Source organism: Streptomyces sp. NBC_00016 (assembly GCF_045040885.1).
In the GTDB taxonomy this organism is placed as follows: Bacteria; Actinomycetota; Actinomycetes; order Streptomycetales; family Streptomycetaceae; genus Streptomyces; species Streptomyces coriariae.
This window is the reverse complement of the sequence record NZ_CP108304.1, coordinates 9,509,785-9,527,053: the sequence shown is the minus strand read 5'-3', so window position 1 is coordinate 9,527,053 and position 17,269 is coordinate 9,509,785. Positions and strand designations below refer to the sequence as shown.

The following is a 17,269-nucleotide window of genomic DNA, read 5'->3' as shown; positions in this document are numbered from 1 at the left end:
GTGTCCGGAGTATTGACGCGCCCCGTGAAACAAGTCAATAGTTTTTGTATCTTCGACTCTCTCGACGGCACCCCGACACGAGATCCCGGCATGCACCCCTAAAGGTAAGGAAAACACCATGAGGGACAGATATGCACATACCGGAAACGCGGACGAGGGTCGGACGCACTGGCGGCGCAGCGCCCTGATGTTCGTCCCCTGCACCCTGGCGGTGGGCGCACTGGGCATCGCGCTCGCGGAAGGGGCGATCGCCGCCTCGTTCGCCGTGTCCGGCACGGCGTTCAAGGTGTCCGCCTCGGAGGTCACCGCGCAGGGTGTGTCGTCCTTCCCCTCCACCATCGGCGGCTCGGCCGACGACGCCAAGCCGGTCCTGCTCGCGGCCGTCAAGGACGGCACCGTCTCCGACGTGTGCGTCTCGCTCAAGCAGAAGCTGCCGCTGGTCGGAGAGATCTCCATGCTGGTGCACTCGGGCGCGGACAAGCCGCTCGCGGGCACCGACCTCGTGGTGAACGCCGACGCGCTCACCGGAGGCGGCGGCAAGGTCACCGGCGTGGAGGCCGGCCGGGACGCGTCCACCCTGACCGGCGCGCCGGGCGTGACCGGGCCGAAGGGCGTGTTCGGAGTGCAGGCCGACACCGCCGTCGCCCATGACCTGCGGAGCACCGCCTACTCGGCCAACGGCGGCACGCTGACGCTGGAGAAGCTGGAGATCGAGTTCAGCCGTTCCGGCAAGCAGTGCTTCTGACGGCGCCGAGAGACGGACTCGACCATGTTCGCTTTCGTTCTCGGCTTCCTGTCGGAGCTGGCCCGGGAGACCGGGGACTGGCTCGACCGGATCCTGCCCGCGCCACGGGCTCGCCGCTCGCTGCGCGCCTGGCGCAGGAGACGTCCTTTCTGGGCCGCGGTGTGGGTGATCGCGGGCGGTGTCGAGATGGTCTCCATCCCGCTCGCCCCGCTGCCGCTGATGATCAGGGTCGGGGTCGGCGCGATGTCGGCCGTCGGTATCAGCGTGGTCCTCGTCGCGGGCGGGATCTTCTTCCTCTTCAAGCCCGACCAGCGCATGTTCGTCTCGGTCGTCACCGCCGTCGCGTCCCTGACCTCGATGGCGACGACGAACCTGGGCGGTTTCGGCATCGGCATGCTGGCCGGCCTCATCGGCTCCTCCATGGCCTTCGGCTGGATGCCGGGGAACCGGCACCCCGAGGAAGACGCCGGAGATCCACCAGCAGGTGAAGGCGCCGCCTCCGCGCGGTCCGCGGACGCGGCAGCCCGTGCGGAGCGGGCCGCCGAGTCCCTGGCCACCGGATACGGAACGGGCGGGGACGGAGCGAGCGGATACGGAACGGGCAGGGACGGAGCGAGCGGCCGCCCAAAAGCCGATGAGGGCCGAGCCCGGTACCGCGGGCGCCGGGCCGGTACGCGGGGCGCGGTCCTCTTCGTCCTGACCACGGCGCTGGCGGCGGCGATGCTCCCGGGTGCCACCGGCGCCTCGGCGGCGGGCGGCACCACCCTGTTCCCGCTGCCCTGGCCGACGAGCGGATGGCCTTGGGAGTGGGGGCCGGGCGGCGCCTCTTCCACGGCGCCGTCCGCCACCCCATCGGGGTCCCCGCAGACCACTCCGTCCCCCACGGGATCCGCCTCGCCCGGCGTCACCCCGAGCCCTTCCGTCGGCCCTTCCGTCGGCTCAGGCTCGCCGGGGGACGACGCCGGCCAGGGGAACGGTCCGGACGACGGATCCGGCACCGGAGCGGCCGCGGACCGGCCCGGGACCGCCCTGGGCCCCCAGGTCACCCTCCCGTGCCTGACCGGCGTCGACACCGGCGGTCTGCCCAACCCCGAGCCGGGCGGGATGCCCGAGGACCCCGACGACCTGACGGCCCTGCGCCCGCCCGTCGTCGTCGGGGACCAGCCGGGCCGCCCCCGGGCGACCTACCCGGTCAACAGCGTCTACCCCCAGGTCGGCGCGGACAGCCTGACCGCCTACGGGGCCATCATCCACGGCGCCACGTATCTCGGGACGGTCGGCGGCGGGCGGCTCAAGGTGCTGTGGGTGCACGCGGACCGGCTCGTCGCGGACGGCTACACCTTCCGTCTGGAGACGCCCGGCCAGGTGCAGACGATCGACGTGGACCTCGACATCCCCCAGGTCGACATCTACGTCACCCAGCTCTCCGGCTCCCTCACCATCCCCGTCATCGACGTCGCCACCCCGCGCATCTGCATCGGCGCCGACGTCGTGCCGGCCAACCTGCCGATCGCCGTGCAGCTGCCCGAGCTGTCGGTCACCGCCGTGGAGGCCGGCCAGGTGCTGGTCGACGCCGAGACGGTCAACTTCTCCGACCTGAGGGCGCACAGCCACACCCGATAGCCCGACAGCCCGACAGCCCGACAGGAGGCATCACCCATGGGCCGCTACAGCCGGCTCGAACGGATCCGCCGGATGGATCCCCGACGCGACCACGAGGAGATCTTCCGGTGGATCACCCGGTACGAGTTCCCCTGGGACTACATGCAGGGCGTGTCCGTCGCCTTCCTGCGCGACTACGGCGTACCCCGCATATCCCAACTCCTGGACCGCACACAGGAGTTCGAACGCGCGGGACAGAAGCGGTACGACGACACGGTACTGGTCGCGTACGAGATGGTCCGCCATGGGATGGACTCCCCGCACGGGCGGGCCACCGCCCGGCACCTCAACCGCATCCACGGCCGCTACCGCATAGCCAACGAGGACTATCTCTACGTCCTGGCGACCACCGTGGTCGGACCCAAACGGTGGATCGACCGGTACGGCTGGCGGCCGCTGTGCCCGCAGGAGGCCGAGAGTCTGGCCCTGGTGGGCCGGCACATGGGCGAGATGATGGGGATCACCGGGCTCCCCGCCGACTACGCCGGCTTCGAACAGCTCCACGACACCTACGAGAAGGAGATGTTCGCGTACGACCCCGCCAATCGGCGGGTCGCCGCGGCCACCCTGCGGATCATCACCGACTGGTACCCCCGGCCGCTGCGACCGCTCGTGGCCCGCCTCGCGCTGGCCGTCCTGGACGAACCGCTGCTGACCGCGCTCGGCTTCCGCCCGCAGCCGCGCCCGGTGCGCACGGCGGCCCACCTCCTCCTGCGGACCCGCGCCCTGCTGACCCGCCTTCTGCCCGCCCGGCCCGGCTGGTGGCCGAGCCGCCCGAAACCCCGCAGCTACCCCTTCGGCTGGACGCTCGACGACCTCGGCCCGCACTGGGCCCACCACAGGCCGCCGGCCCCGCTCGCCGACGAGAACCCACCGATGGAGCACCGATGACACACACCACCGAGAACGCCGACCGGCCCGCCGGACCCACGGAACCGGGCTCCACCGACACCGCCGGTCCCACAGAACCCGGTTCCACCGCGGACGGCGCGCGGGCAGGTTGCGTCGAGCGGCGCACTCCCCCGCCGGACAGCTTCACCTCCCGCTCCCCCGTCACCGGCGAGACCCTTGCCGCGTACCCGGTGCACGGGCCGCTGGACGTCGACCGTGCCGTGCGGCGGGCGCGGGCGGCCGGAGCCCGTTGGGCTGCCCTGTCCGCCGGCGAGCGGCGCGGCCATCTGCTGCGCTGGAAGCGGGAGTTGGCGTCGGGCCTGGACACCGTGGCGGGGACCGTCGCGGCGGAGACCGGCAAGCCCCGGCAGGACGCCGAACTGGAACTGCTGCTCACCCTGGAGCACCTGTCCTGGGCGGCCCGCAACGCCGGGCGCGTGCTGCGCCGGCGCCGGGTGCGCTCCGGGGCGGTGGCGATACATCAGGCGGCGACCGTGGTCCGCCGTCCGCTCGGCGTCGTCGGGGTGATCGGCCCCTGGAACTACCCCGTGTACACGCCGATGGGGTCCATCGGCTACGCCCTGGCGGCCGGCAACGCCGTGGTCTTCAAGCCGTCCGAGTACACGCCCGGTACGGGAGTGCTGCTCGCCGAGCTGTTCGACGTGGCCGTGCCCGAGTACGCCGGGCTGTTCACCGTCGTCACCGGGGCCGCGGCGACCGGCGGGGCGCTGGCCCGCTCGGGAGTCGACAAGGTCGCCTTCACCGGCTCCCCGGGGACCGCGCGCAAGGTGATGGCGGTGTGCGCCGAGTCGCTCACGCCGTTCCTCGCGGAGTGCGGGGGCAAGGACGCGGTCATCGTGACGGCGGGCGCCGATCTGGATGCCGCGGCCGATGCGATCGTGTGGGGTGCGATGGGCAACGCAGGGCAGACCTGCGCGGGCGTCGAACGCGTCTACGCCGTACGGCAGGTGCACGCGGAGCTGTGCGAGAAGGTGGTGGAGCGGGCCCGGGGTCTGCGGCCGGGTGCCGGTCCCGACGCGGCCTACGGTCCGATGACGATGCCGGACCAGACGGCGGTGGTGCGGCGGCATGTGCACGATGCGCTGGCGGCGGGGGCGGGCGCGGCGCTCGGCGGCACGGATTCGGCGCCGGCGGCCGGGGCTTTCGTGGAGCCGGTGGTCCTGGTCGACGTGCCGGAGGACTCGCCTGCCATGACCGAGGAGACGTTCGGGCCGACGGTCGCGGTGAACGCCGTGGCGGACGAGGAGGAGGCGGTTCGGCGCGCGAACGCGTCGCGCTACGCGCTGGGCGCCGCGGTGTTCGGCGGCAGCGGTCGCGCCGGTGCCGCGCTGGCCTCCCGGCTGCGCGCGGGCGCGGTCTCCGTCGACTCGGTGCTGGGCTTCGCCGCCGTCCCGGCCCTGCCGTTCGGCGGGTCCGGCGACTCCGGCTTCGGCCGGATCCACGGCGCGGACGGACTGCGGGCCTTCACCGCCCCGCAGTCGGTGACCGTCCGGCGCTTCGCTCCGCCGATCGATCTGACGTCGTTCGCGACCCCGGCCGCGACGAAGGCCAGGGCCGTCGCGCTCATGCGGTGGCTGCACTCCCGGCGTTGACCGCGCGCAGGGTCAGGCGTCGAGCAGCGGCGCGAGGTATCTGCGGGCGAAGGCGCGGGCCTGTTCCTCGTCGTCCAGCTCGATGCAGCCGGCCGGGTTGAGGAGGAAGGAGACCGCGACGCGCACCATCAGCTCCGCCACCGGCCGGGGGTCGGTCTCCGGGCGGCCCTCGGTGTGCTGGGCGCGCCGCAGATGGGCGGTCAGGTAGTCGGTGGTGGCGGCGAGGGAGGCGCCGCCCTGGACGGTGAAGTAGGGCAGAACCACTTCGGGTTCGAGCTTCAGCAGTCCGCCGAACAGCGGATGGGCCCTGGTGTGCCGCAGGGCGACCACGAAGCCCTCCACCACTCGGTCCTCCATCGTCGGCAGCGAGGCGACGGCGGAGTCCAGTTTCTGGAAGAAGCGGCTGCCCTCGCGCAGCAGGCACGCCTCGACCAGTCCGTCCTTGCTCTGGAAGCGGCGGTACACCGTGACGCGCGAGACGCCGGCCCGTTTGGCGACGTCCTCGACCGAGGAGCGGCGCAGGCCGAAGGTCGTGAACTGCTCCAGGGCGGCGTCGAGGATCTGCCGCGCCAGCTTTTCCTCTGTCTCCGGCCGGGCGATGGCCCGGGCCAGCAGGGAGTCGTTCGCAGATGTCTTCATGGTGCCTTTCACGGTACCCGCACTCCTCTCCATAGAGACAGTGAAACAACTACCATACATTTGTATCTCATCCTGTGCCCCACCACGCCATTTGTCCCACCACGCCATTCGTCCCACCACACCATTCCCTTGTGTTCGGAGGACCCATGGGCAGTCGCCTCACCCCGCAGCAGTCCGATTTCGCCAATGCCGTACGTGAATTCGCCCAGCGCGAGTGCGGAAGTCCCGTGCAGCGCGACGCGCTCACCCAGGGCGGCCGGGAACCCCACAACCCCAAGATCTACGCCATGCTCGCCGACCTCGGCTGGCTCGGCGTATGCCTGCCCGAGGAGTACGGCGGCGAAGGCGGCGGCCTCGCCGACGCCTGTGTCTTCCTGGAGGAGACCTCCTACGGGCTGGTGCCCGCCGGCGGCTTCGTCACCACCGTGATCACCGCCAAGGTGTACGAGCGTTTCGGCACCGAGGAGCAGCGCCGTACGGTGCTCGGCGGCGCCGCGCGGGGCCGAGTGCTGTCCGTCGCGATGTCGGAGCCCGGCGCCGGTTCCGACGTGGCCGCCCTGCGCTGCCGCGCCGAGCGGCGGCCCGACGGGAGCTGGCTCGTCGAAGGTCAGAAGACCTGGATCTCGAACGCCCATGTCGCCGAGAGCATGTTGCTGGTGGCACGGACGGGTGGGGACCGGCACGAGGGGCTCACGATGTTCCACGTCCCCATGAACACGCCGGGAGTGGAGGTGCGGGGCATCGAGACCATGGGCGGCCGCGAGGTCAACGACGTGTTCCTCACCGGCGTACGGCTGCCCGCGGACGCGGTCGTCGGTGAAGTCGGCTCCGGCTGGCGCCAGTTGATGGCGGGGCTGAACCACGAGCGGCTCTTCCTGGCGGCCAACATGCTGGGCCTGGCCCGCCGCGCCTTCGACGACGCGGTCGCCTACGTACGCGAGCGCGAGCAGTTCGGCCGGCCCGTCGGCTCCTTCCAGGCGCTGCGGCACCGCGTGGCGGACCTCGCCACGGAGATCGAGTGTGCCCGGTTGCTGGTGCGTGAGGTGGCGTCGGACTGCGACGCCCGGCCGGACCGGCTCTTCCCGCGCGAGGCGTCGATGGCCAAGCTCAAGGCCACCGAGACGGCCAAGCACGTCGCGCTGGAGTGCATGCAGATGATGGGCGGCTACGGCTACGCCACCGAGTACGGCATGGAACGCCATCTGCGCGCCGCCGTCGTCTCCACCGTCTACGGGGGCACCAGCGAGATCCAGCGCGACATCATCGGCAAGAGCTACGGCCTCTGAGACCGCTCGGCCCCGGACGCCTCGAGCCCGACGGCCTCCCCTGCCCCTCCCGGGCCGGAGCGCATCCTCACCGATGCGTCCCGGGCCGGGCCGGAGTCCCGCGTCCGTCACGACGCCTAAGGTTGCGCAGGCGGGCGATACCGATCGTGGAGCAGCGGTTCGCAGGCCGGGCCAGCCCCTGCATCCCTTGATCGCACCCCTTGGTCACACGAACCGGAGGTAAGTCCCATGCACGGAGTGCCGTTGACCGAGCAGGTCGTCGAGGCCGTGCGCCGCGATCCTGGAGCGAGCGCGCTGCCGCATCTGCTGCCGCACGTGAACGTGCCCTGGGTGGAGGGCGGCGAGGCCAGACCGATGCCCGAGGAGGTACTCGCGCGGGCCGTGTTCCCGTCGGGGCGCCCGTTGCCACCGAGCCTGCGCTCCTGGCTGGCGTACGACACCAGCCTGCTGGAGCGGTACGGGTGGTTCGCCCCGGACGGCGGGTTCGCGCCGCGGTCGATCGACCAGGTGGTCGGGGACGAGATGGGCGACTTCTGGGCAGAGCCGTTCGCGTGGCTGTCCGGGCGCTTCCCGGAGTGCTTCGTCCTGCCCGGCGGGTCGGACTCACGACGGATCCTGGCCGTCACCGAGCCCGACGAGGAGGGCGAGTACCCGGTCCTCGCGCTCGACCTGGACGACATGCCGTACCTCGGCATCATGTACCCGGGCTTCGACGTCTACCTGGCCGACACCGCGGGCCTCCTGGAGCTGGGCGAGCGACAGACCTATACGGACCTGATCGACCACGCCGCCTACGGACCCCGGATGCGCCGCCACGCCGTGCAGTGCTTCGCGGGCGAGACCTGTGTGGAGTACCCGTTCGAGTTCGCGCCCGTGTACGAGCAGCTGCATCCAGGGCAGGGGCAGGTCGCGGGACGTGGCAGGGCCTCACGCTGACGCCCACCGCCTGGCCCCCGTTCCACCCGCTGCACGACACCGCCGGTGTGGCCCGGCGGACCGACGGCACTGCGACGGCTTCACAGTCACGTGCACGCCCGGGCCCTGATTCTCGAGGACAGGATCGACGACTGCCGCAGAGACAGGTGTCTGCGGCGGAGTCCTGCCATCCCGCAAAGAACCCTTCGCCCCAAAGGACCGCGCCCATGAACGCCGGTCCGGTCGGCCCGAGAGCGACCCGATACAGTGCGCGAGACGGCAGCCTGGTCAGAGAGGGGAAGCGTGACCGACACCAGCAACACCCGACCCGCCGACAGCGATGCGCGAGCTCCGCGGCAGAGCCGACTGCACCGCCTGATGCGCTATCTCCCCCTGATCGCCCCTGTACTTCTGTGGACCGTGCCCTGCTGGGTGCTCCTGTACACCGGCCAGCACTGGCCGCCGCCTGTCACGCCGGCCGGCACCGCACTGTTCGTCCTCGGCCTCGTCGGTATGCCGCTCGCGATGATGCGCGGCCACGGCCGGCGTCAGCAGGACCGGGCGGCGATCGTCGGTGACACCCTGCTGGGCACGAGTTGGGTTCTGTTCACCTGGTCCGTCCTGCTCGGCATCTTCTTGCGGCTCGCCCTGACCGTGGCCGGTGTCGGCGAGAGTCAGGACCGGGCCCGAATCGTCACGTGGGCCGTCCTCGGCACAGCCGCCGTGCTGCTCGCCTGGGGCTACGCCGAGGCCCGCCGCGTGCCACGCGTGCGCCGGCTCGACGTCCAACTCCCACGGCTGGGTGCCGGGTTGGACGGGACCCGCGTCGTCCTCATCACCGACACCCACTACGGCCCACTTGATCGCGCCCGCTGGTCGGCACGGGTGTGCGAGACGGTGAACACCCTGGAAGCCGACCTGGTCTGCCACACCGGCGACATCGCTGACGGCACGGCCGAACGCCGCCGCGCCCAGGCCGCCCCACTCGGAACCGTGCGAGCCACCCAGGCACGTGTGTACGTCACCGGCAACCACGAGTACTACAGCGAGGCCCAGGGCTGGGTCGACCTGATGGACGAACTGGGCTGGGAGCCGCTGCGCAACCGCCATCTGCTGCTCGAACGCGGGGGCGACACCCTCGTGGTCGCCGGCGTGGACGACGTCACCGCCGAGTCCTCCGGCCTGGCAGGCCACCGCGCCCACCTCGCCGGCGCCTTGACCGGCGCCGACCCCGACCTGCCCGTCCTGCTCCTGGCCCACCAGCCCAAGTTCATCGACCGGGCGGCAGCAGCCGGCATCGACCTCCAGCTCTCCGGTCACACCCACGGCGGCCAGATCTGGCCCTTCCACCACCTGGTCCGCATCGACCAGCCCGCCCTCGCCGGCCTCAGCCACCACGGCCCCCGAACCCTCCTCTACACCAGCCGCGGCACCGGCTTCTGGGGCCCGCCGTTCCGCGTCTTCGCCCCCAGCGAGATCACCCTGCTCGTGCTCCGCTCCCCGCACCTGCCCACGTCGATGTAGCACTCGACGGGCCGACACAGCCGCTTGGAGCAGTCCGCGAGCCGAGGATCGGGCCCCAACCGCACGCGGTGTACGGCACGGTGGTGTTCCTGCTGGACAGCGCAGTGTTCTCCCCGCCCGGGCCTGCCGAGGGCCGCTGTCTCAAGTCGCCGTCACGCGAGCAGACCTGAGTCAGTGCGCTCCACGCGGCACGCCGTCGAGGTCGGTGCAAGGGTATGGAAACTGACGGCTCGTCAGATTACGCTCCTGCGTATGATTTCCACGGTGGTCTGGGGTACCGGCAACGTCGGCCGTGCGGCGATCCGTGCGGTCGAGGCGCATCCGGCGCTCGATCTCTCGGCCGTACTCGTTCACAACCCCGAGAAGGTCGGGCGCGACGCGGGTGACCTCGGCGGCCTCGGTCGAGGCCTGGGCATCTCGGCGACCGACGACATCGACGCCGTGCTGGGCGAGCGCCCCCGGGCGGTGGTGTACGCGGCATCGGGCGACATCCGGCCCGACGAGGCGCTGGCCGACATCGGCGCCGCGATCCGGGCGGGTGCCGTGGTCGTCACTCCGGCGCTGTACCCGCTCTACGACCAGCGCAACGCCCCGCCCGAGTTCCGCGACCCGGTGCTCGCCGCCATAGCCGACGGCGGAGGGTCGCTGTTCGTGTCCGGCGTCGACCCGGGCTGGGGCAATGACGTACTTCCGCTGCTGATGAGCGGCCTGGGCACGGTCGTCGACGCCGTCCGCTGCCAGGAGATCTTCGACTACTCCACGTACGAGCAGGAGGAGTCGGTCAGGTATCTGGTCGGGATGGGCCAGCCGATGGACTACGAGCCGCTGATGCTCGCCCCGTCGATCCCGACCATGGTGTGGGGCGGGCAGATTCGGCTGATGGCCAGAGCCCTCGGTGTCGAACTCGACGAGATCCGTGAGACCTTGGAGCGCCGCGCGCTCGACGCGACGGTGAGCACCCGGACCATGGGCGAGTTCGACGCGGGTACCCAGGGCGCGGTGCGGTTCGAGGTGCAGGGCTTCGTCAAGGGGGAACCCCGCCTCGTCATCGAGCACATCACCCGGATCCACCCTTCCTGCGCCCCGGATTGGCCGTCACCGCCCAACGGCGACGGGGCGCACCGAGTGATCATCGAGGGCCGTCCTCGCATCGTGGTCACCGTCGAGGCGACCGACGAGGGCGAGAACCGGTCCGCGGGCGGGAACGCCACCGCGGTCGGCCGGCTGGTCGGCGCGATCGACTGGCTCGTGGATGCGGAGCCCGGACTGTACGACGCGCTCGACGTCCCACTGCGGCCGGCGACAGGAAGGCTCGGCGGGAAGTGACGCCGACGCCCCCTTCCGTATCCCTCCGACACCACCAGGACGCGCCTCCTGTCGCCGGCCGGGGCCAGGGGCGTACACGAAGGAGTCCCGGATGAACGTCGACATCCCCGAAGGCAAGAACCCGATCGAGTACGTGTGGGGCGACATGGTCCCCGGCATCGGGCTCGCCGCCGCGAACTTCTCACTGTCCGTCTACGCCCATACGACCCTGGGACTGCGCGAGTTCGAGGCGGCGCGGCTGCGGATCGCGCAGATCAACGGCTGTCTCTTCTGCCTCGACTGGCGGACCGAGCGGGACGAGCAGAAGGTCGAGGAGGAGTTCGCCGACGCGGTGGCCGAGTGGCGCACGACCGACGCCTTCGACGAGCGCACCCGCCTGGCCGCCGAGTACGCGGAGCGGTACGCCCTGGATCACCACGGCCTCGACGACGAGTTCTGGGACCGGATGACCGCGCACTACAGCCAGACCGAGATCGTGGAACTGACCATGAGCCTCGGCTCGTGGCTGGCGTTCGGGCGGCTCAACCGTGTGCTGGGGCTCGACGCCATGTGTGTACTGCCGGGGCACTGAACCGGTCCGGGGCCGTCCGGCGAGTCCGGGCGGCCCTGGTTTCGTTCCTTTCTGACTCCCCTCTCACCCGTGCTCGGGTAACCGCTACAGGTCCGCGGCGATGATCGCTTCTATGTTTCGTTCGGCGAGTGCGGTGATGGTGACGAACGGATTGACGCTGGTGTTGCCCGGGACGAGGGCGCCGTCGATGACGTACAGGCCCGGATGTCCGTGCAGGCGGCCGTAGTTGTCCGTCGCCTTGTTGAGCACGGCGCCACCGAGGGGGTGGTACGTGAGATGGTCGCCCCAGATCTTGTAGGCGCCGAAGAGGTCGGTGCGGTAGATCGTCCCTTCCTTGGCGTTGATCTTGTCGAAGATCGTCTTGGCCATGTCGATGGACGGCTGCTTCCAGGCGGTCTGCCAGTTGAGGTCGACCGTGCCCGCCGCCGCGTTCCACGAGAACTGGGCGCGGTTGGGGTTCTTGGTGATCGACAGGTAGAACGAGGCGAAGGTCTCGATGCCGGTGGGCAGTGGGGCCACCTCGGCGAACGCGCCGCCCGCGGTCCAGTTGTCGATGCCGGAGCACGGGATGGACGACTGCAGGGCGCCGGTGGGGTCCCACAGGTGGTTGGCGCGGCCGCACATCACGTTGCCGTTGTCGCCCCAGCCCTTGCCCACCTCGCTGTTGAGGCCCGGCAGCGCGCCGGTCGCCTTGAGCTTGACCAGGAGCTTGCTGGTGCCGACGCTGCCGGCCGCGAAGAACACCCGGTCCGCGGTGACGGTCTTGGTCGCGGTGGTGTTGCCGCTGGTGTCGAGGCGGTCGATGACGACCGTGTAGCCGCCTGCTGTTGCCGGGGCGACCGAAGTGACCTTGTGCAGGGGCGAGATGGAGACCCGTCCGGTCGCCTTCGCGAGGGCGAGGTAGGTCTTCTGCAGGGACTTCTTGCCATAGTTGTTGCCATAGAGGATCTCGCCCGCGAGCGCGGACTTGGGTACGGTCCCGGCGGCCTCCTGCTCCATGTAGTCCCAGTCGTACACGTCGGGCACGAAGACGAACGGGAAGCCCGAACGCTGGGCGTGCTTACGGCCGACCCGCGCGTACTGGTAGCAGTCGGCGGTCTCGAACCACGTCGGGTCGACCGTGGCGACGCCGAGACCCGCGTTGGCGCGCGGGTAGTAGACGGAGTACATCTCGTCGGCGTCGACCGACGGCAGGACGGCGCCGAAGTTCTCCCGCCTGGGAGTGACCGCCATACCTCCGTTGACCAGTGAACCGCCGCCGACGCCCCGGCCCTGATAGACGATGATCCCGCCCATCTCCTCGGCGTCCAGGATTCCGGTGTAGCGCGGGACGTCCTTGTCGATGGGGAAGCCGAGGAAGTTGCTGAGCGGCTGCTTCGTCCTGGTACGCAGCCAGAAGGACCGGTAGTCGGGGCTGGTGGTGTTGGCGAAGATCTTGCCGTCCGACCCGGGAGTGTCCCAGGCCATGCCCATCTCGATCATGTGGACGTCGACACCTGCCTGGGCCAGTCGCAGAGCGGCCACGGAGCCGCCGTAGCCGGTGCCGATCACGAGGACGGGCACGTGCGCGCCCGGTTCGATCACCGCGGATGCGGCTGCGGTGGCGGCGTGGGCCGGGACCACATGCCCGGCGAGCGCGGCCGACCCGAGAAGGGAACCAGTTCCACTGATGAATCTTCGACGGGATACACCTCTCAGGCGCCTCCCACGTGGGGAATCGTCGTTCATGCGCGGCTCCTCACTCTCCATAGAGTGAAACGGGTTCTACTGGCACCCACACGAGAAGTCACGCCATACCCTGAGGTAACTTTCAAAAGATCACATATTGGGCATCACATGCACGGCCTGTCCCCGGACTCCGCCGCCCGGAGTCTGGCTCGCACTTGTTCGTGAACGGGCGTGGGACGTCAGCACCTCTGCCCGACTCTCGCGGCCGTCGCAGCGCACTGCTGTGCTCGGAGCCGGGACGGCTCAGCTCGGCTGGTCGACGTAACGCATCCGCATCTCGGCTGCGGCTCCAGCGGGCAGCGACCGCGCGGTCTACTGTCGGGCGGCTTCGGGATCGTCGTCAGCGTCGGCAGTGCCCTGCGCGAGTCCGTCGACCCCCTCTTGCTCGGCACCGGTCTGACTCACCGGCCGTCTACCCGCCCCGCTGCTGGCCGGACTGACAGGCGCCGTAGACGCTGCGCCGTAGGCGATAGCCACTGCGGCGTGGTCTGCGCAATACCCCCGACAACAAGCCCGACCACGGGGACGGAACACTGCACTGGACGCGGATCGAACCATTACTCCCGGACCGGAGCGCCGCTGACGAGGGTGTCGTGGCTGCGCAGGATGGCGGTGGTTCGTCGTGCCCTCATGAACGGCACCGCTGTTTGCCCGCTCTTCCCGCAGGTCACATCGCCACCCGTCGACTGGCAGGGCCTCCGCGAATCCTGTGCCAAGCGGACGACAGCCGACAGGTGCCCGGCGGTTGAACTCGCACTGCTCGTGAGGGCCACCCAACCCTGCAAGTTAAGTGTGCGGCGACGGGCCTGTGAGAGGTGAACTTGATCTTGATGTCACGGCGGGAGCCCTCAAGCATGGGGCGCCGGACCCGGCGACGGCGGTGGGGAGACGGGAACACCGCCGTCCCGCGTCAATCCTCACCATGAGCCGTAGGAGACAGTCCGTGAAATCAGAGGAGCACAACCCTCGCACCGTCACACAACCGGCGCGACCGTGGAGCATCAGCCGTCGCCGCCTAGTCGTAGGATCCGTCGGTGTCGCCGCGGCGGGCGCGACGGCCGGCGGACTCGGAGCCGTGTCCGCCGCCGCGGCGTCACGCGGATCGAGCGACGGCAGTCGCGGCGCGGTGCGCGACCCGAGGACGCCCGTGCGCACCACGTCCGGCCTGGTCACCGGGGCCGAAGCCGCCCTTCCCGGAGTCAGTGTCTACAAGGGAATTCCGTACGCCGCCTCCACAGCGGGCCGCAACCGGTGGCGCGCACCGCGGCCGGCCCCCTCGTGGAAGGGCGTCCGGGCCGCCGACTCCTGGGGACCCGCCTGTCCGCAGCCGGTCACCGGCATCCCCGCCGACCAGGTGCCCGAGCTGAGCGAGGACTGCCTCAATCTGAACATCTGGACGGGCGCGATCTCCGCGAGGGAGCGCCGGCCCGTCATCGTGTGGATCTACGGAGGCCGCAACTCCGCGATGTGGGCCTCGCAGCCCATCTACGACGGCGCGCGCCTCGCGGACAAGGGCGCTGTCGTGGTCACCTTCAACCACCGCGTCGGCCCCTTCGGGGGCCTCGCCCTGCCCGAGCTGAGCCGCGAGACCGGGCGTGGCTCCGGCAACTGGGGCACTCAGGACACCGTCGCGTGTCTTAAGTGGGTACGCGCCAACATCGCCGCGTTCGGCGGCGATCCGGACCGGGTGACGCTCGCCGGCTGGTCGCACGGCTCGTCGTTCGTCAACATCCTGATGATTTCGAGACTTGCCCGCGGCCTGTTCCACCGGGGCGCCCTGTGGGCCGGCGTCCAGTACACCAAGGACCCCTCACTGGGACACGTCGCCGGCGGTTACAGCCCGCTCGCCGACGCGGAGGCAGTGGGCACCGCGTACGAGAAGTACCTCGGTGTCTCGTCCCTCGCCGGGCTGCGTGCCATCAGCGCGGCCGATCTGGTGGAGAAGACGTTCACGAAGGACGCCCCGGCCAACGCGACCGGCTTCGGCAACGTGCTCGACGGCTACGTGCTACCCACCACGTACACCGGTGCCATGACCTCCCGGACCGAGACCGACATCCCGGTGCTCACCGGCAACAACAAGGACGAGAACGGCGCTTCGCCCACCCTCAACATGACGGTCGCCGCGTTGCGGGAGTTCGCCGCCGAGACCTTCGGCGAGAAGGCGCAGGCGTTCCTGTGGCTCTACCCCGCGTCGACCGCCCCTGAGGCCGCCGCGCAGTACAACGCGTACTGCCGCGACGAGGAGCGGGTCTCCACGTTCCTGTGGGGAACTCAGTTCACGTCGGTCGCAGGCAACCGCAGCGCGGTCTTCACTTACTGGTTCACCCAGGCCCCGCCCGGCACCGATACCACCAACCCGATCGTGGGCACCGATATGGTGGGCGCCTACCACGGGGCTGAGATCAACTACATGTTGGGCAACCTGTACGGCACCGACCGCCCCTGGACCTCGACGGACCACAGGGTCGCCGACACGGCGTCCTCCTATTTGGTCAACTTCGCCGCCCACGGTGACCCGAACGGCAGGAACCTGCCGACCTGGCCCGCACTGCGCACCGCCAGGCCGCTCACCCTCGAACTCGGCACGCCGACCAAGGTGATCGACTCGGCGGACTCCCTGGCCAAGTTTGCCTTCCTGAAGGACTGGCTGGAGTCTCAGATCACCGCCTACTGAGAGCGGGCCCGCACGACAACCGACCCGACAGGACGTGGGCCCGGAGACCAGCGGGACGTCAGCCCGGAAAGAATAACGATGAGCAGGACGCCCGGACCGGCAGGAACACCGGTCCGGGCGACGGGTGAGATGAGCCGAGATCCGCCCCCACCGTCTGCGTGGCGAAGACCAAGTCCTACGTCCTGATGTACCAGTTGATCGGCCCGCCCACCCGGTGCTGCGGCGCATCGCGCCGCGCTACACCACCACGAGCCTGCAACTGGGCCAAGCCAGGATCCAGGCCTCAGGGGCGCGACGGCGAGCACCGTCGACCCGTGCCGGCGGGTAAGAGCGGGCGCGGCTCTGCTGCCGACGGTGCGCACGGTGAACGGGTTTCCGGGCATGGCCCGATCGGCTTCCGCGATCATCAGATCCTGCACGGCCGTCGGCAGCGCCCGGTCGTCCGCGCAGCGCTGGAAGGCCAGCGGGACGCGCCCCCACCGTTGCGGAGTCACGATGACCGGGGTGGTTGGGATCGTCAGCGGCAGATCGGGGCGCGGCAGATCGGGGCTCGGTGCCAAGCGCCAGCGGTCGAAGCGGTCCAGAGCGGGGTCGTGGTGGTAAGCCTGCCGCAGTTCCTCGACGAAGTCGGGATCTATCGGGTGCGGTGTGGCCGACAGTTCGGGCCGTGGAAGAAGTGGTGCTCCGGCTGGAGAAGTCTCCGGCCGGATACTCACTGAGCGACAGGGGCGAACGGCTGCACCAACGCCTGGACGGTGCAGGACCGACCGCGCAGCCACCCGACGAACGGCGGCAGGCGAGGACACGCGTACCAGGCGCGATGGCCAAATCTGGTAGCTGCGGGGGGTCTGACCGCGATGCCGTGACGAGTACGGCTGATGGAGGACGCGGGTCGAACCTTTACGGAGATCCCAGAGCCGACGCCACCCAGCTTTCGGAGGGTGGTGTGTCCTGGGTTCTGTCGTTCACCAGCCAGGAACCGTTCCACTCGATGTTCCACACCTCGCCGAGGGAGTTCTCGAACTCCACGAAACTCCCCGGAGCGTCTTCGAGGAGTACGAGCTCCCTCAGGAGCACGTCGTGCGTGGTGAATCCGCGCGACGGACCTACGCTGCCGCCTTTGGTCCTGGTGTTCTCGTATCGCATCCGCAGGTACGGAACCGGGGGCCGGGAGATGATCGTCGACTGCAGCATGCGCTTGCGCAGAACCGCCTCCTCCAGGCTCTCGTCTCCGCGGAACTCACACCGGTATGCCGGGAAGACCCCTGAGACGACCTCGTTAAGGGCCTCGTTGCGCCCGTGGTGGTAGCCGTGCACGGGCGGTGAAGCCGCTGCCACCGAGTCGAACCGGTAGGTCCCGTACGAGAAGCCCGTGGCGATCGTGAGCGGTCTGGCGTCTGGCCCGCGCCCGAGGCGGCGCTGTCTCGCGAACTCAAGAACAGCCCTGGTCAGACCTTCGTCGTGGACGTCCAGAGAGTTCATCTGGTAGGCCCAGCCTCCGTCGTCATCCATGGCGAGGGAGAACATGAAGCGCGACATGGGCGACCATCGCCAGGCCATGGGCAGGCCAGGTACCTCCTCTGCGTTCCGGATCTCCGCGACGGCCTGTTCGATGTTCATGTCCGTCATTTTCTCCCACATGCACCAGCTGCAAGTTCCCGGGAGCGCCGCGTACAAGAGCAGAGGCTCGCC

Annotated in this window: 13 protein-coding genes; 10 read left to right on the top strand and 3 right to left on the bottom strand. The window is 70.2% G+C overall.

All coding sequences use genetic code 11. The features are described from left to right. Positions 1–118: 118 nt before the first annotated feature. Genes OG933_RS42125 through OG933_RS42110 form a run of 4 tightly spaced genes read left to right on the top strand, consistent with a single transcriptional unit; the run spans position 119 to position 4,911 of the window. Entirely contained in the window at positions 119–745 is a 627-nt protein-coding gene (locus OG933_RS42125; protein WP_405632563.1) for a DUF6230 family protein, read from the top strand. 24 nt (positions 746–769) lie between these two features. Beyond that, complete coding sequence (locus tag OG933_RS42120) at positions 770–2,368, top strand: DUF6114 domain-containing protein (protein ID WP_405632560.1); 1,599 nt, start codon at positions 770–772, stop codon at positions 2,366–2,368. Between the two features lie 36 nt (positions 2,369–2,404). Beyond that, entirely contained in the window at positions 2,405–3,298 is an 894-nt protein-coding gene (locus OG933_RS42115; protein WP_405632557.1) for an oxygenase MpaB family protein, read from the top strand. Continuing rightward, a complete protein-coding gene (locus OG933_RS42110; RefSeq protein ID WP_405632555.1) occupies positions 3,295–4,911 on the top strand; it encodes an aldehyde dehydrogenase family protein in 1,617 nt (538 codons plus the stop codon). Before OG933_RS42115 ends, OG933_RS42110 begins: the two co-directional genes overlap by 4 nt. A 12-nt stretch (positions 4,912–4,923) precedes the next feature. Here the strand turns inward: OG933_RS42110 and OG933_RS42105 are convergent, their stop codons facing one another. Beyond that, positions 4,924–5,550 (bottom strand): TetR/AcrR family transcriptional regulator, encoded by a 627-nt coding sequence (locus OG933_RS42105; protein WP_020127353.1) that lies wholly within the window; start codon positions 5,548–5,550, stop codon positions 4,924–4,926. A 146-nt stretch (positions 5,551–5,696) separates the two neighbouring features. Here OG933_RS42105 and OG933_RS42100 point away from each other — a divergent pair, with 146 nt between their 5' ends. From OG933_RS42100 to OG933_RS42080, 5 genes are all read left to right on the top strand, one after another. Further along, on the top strand, positions 5,697–6,836 hold the full coding sequence (locus tag OG933_RS42100) for an acyl-CoA dehydrogenase family protein (protein ID WP_405632553.1): 1,140 nt from the start codon (positions 5,697–5,699) through the stop codon (positions 6,834–6,836). Between the two features lie 228 nt (positions 6,837–7,064). Then, positions 7,065–7,772: a hypothetical protein gene (locus OG933_RS42095; RefSeq protein WP_405632552.1), complete on the top strand. Its 708-nt coding sequence runs from the start codon at positions 7,065–7,067 to the stop codon at positions 7,770–7,772. 282 nt (positions 7,773–8,054) lie between these two features. After that, positions 8,055–9,275, top strand: a complete 1,221-nt coding sequence (locus OG933_RS42090; RefSeq protein WP_405632550.1) for a metallophosphoesterase — start codon at positions 8,055–8,057, stop codon at positions 9,273–9,275. 252 nt (positions 9,276–9,527) lie between these two features. After that, positions 9,528–10,601: a dihydrodipicolinate reductase gene (locus tag OG933_RS42085; protein ID WP_405632548.1), complete on the top strand. Its 1,074-nt coding sequence runs from the start codon at positions 9,528–9,530 to the stop codon at positions 10,599–10,601. Between the two features lie 91 nt (positions 10,602–10,692). Further along, positions 10,693–11,172 carry a carboxymuconolactone decarboxylase family protein gene (locus OG933_RS42080; protein ID WP_394643614.1) on the top strand — a complete coding sequence of 160 codons (480 nt, stop codon included), beginning with the start codon at positions 10,693–10,695 and terminating at the stop codon, positions 11,170–11,172. An 84-nt stretch (positions 11,173–11,256) separates the two neighbouring features. Here OG933_RS42080 and OG933_RS42075 read toward each other — a convergent pair whose 3' ends face one another. After that, the gene (locus tag OG933_RS42075) at positions 11,257–12,900 is read right to left on the bottom strand and encodes a GMC oxidoreductase (RefSeq protein ID WP_405632546.1); all 1,644 of its coding nucleotides are present in this window, start codon (positions 12,898–12,900) and stop codon (positions 11,257–11,259) included. Positions 12,901–14,047: 1,147 nt separating this feature from the next. Here OG933_RS42075 and OG933_RS42070 point away from each other — a divergent pair. After that, complete coding sequence (locus OG933_RS42070) at positions 14,048–15,577, top strand: carboxylesterase/lipase family protein (RefSeq protein ID WP_405632543.1); 1,530 nt, start codon at positions 14,048–14,050, stop codon at positions 15,575–15,577. Positions 15,578–16,477: 900 nt separating this feature from the next. Here OG933_RS42070 and OG933_RS42065 read toward each other — a convergent pair. Further along, a complete protein-coding gene (locus OG933_RS42065; RefSeq protein ID WP_405632541.1) occupies positions 16,478–17,197 on the bottom strand; it encodes a hypothetical protein in 720 nt (239 codons plus the stop codon). Between the last annotated feature and the right edge of the window lie 72 nt (positions 17,198–17,269).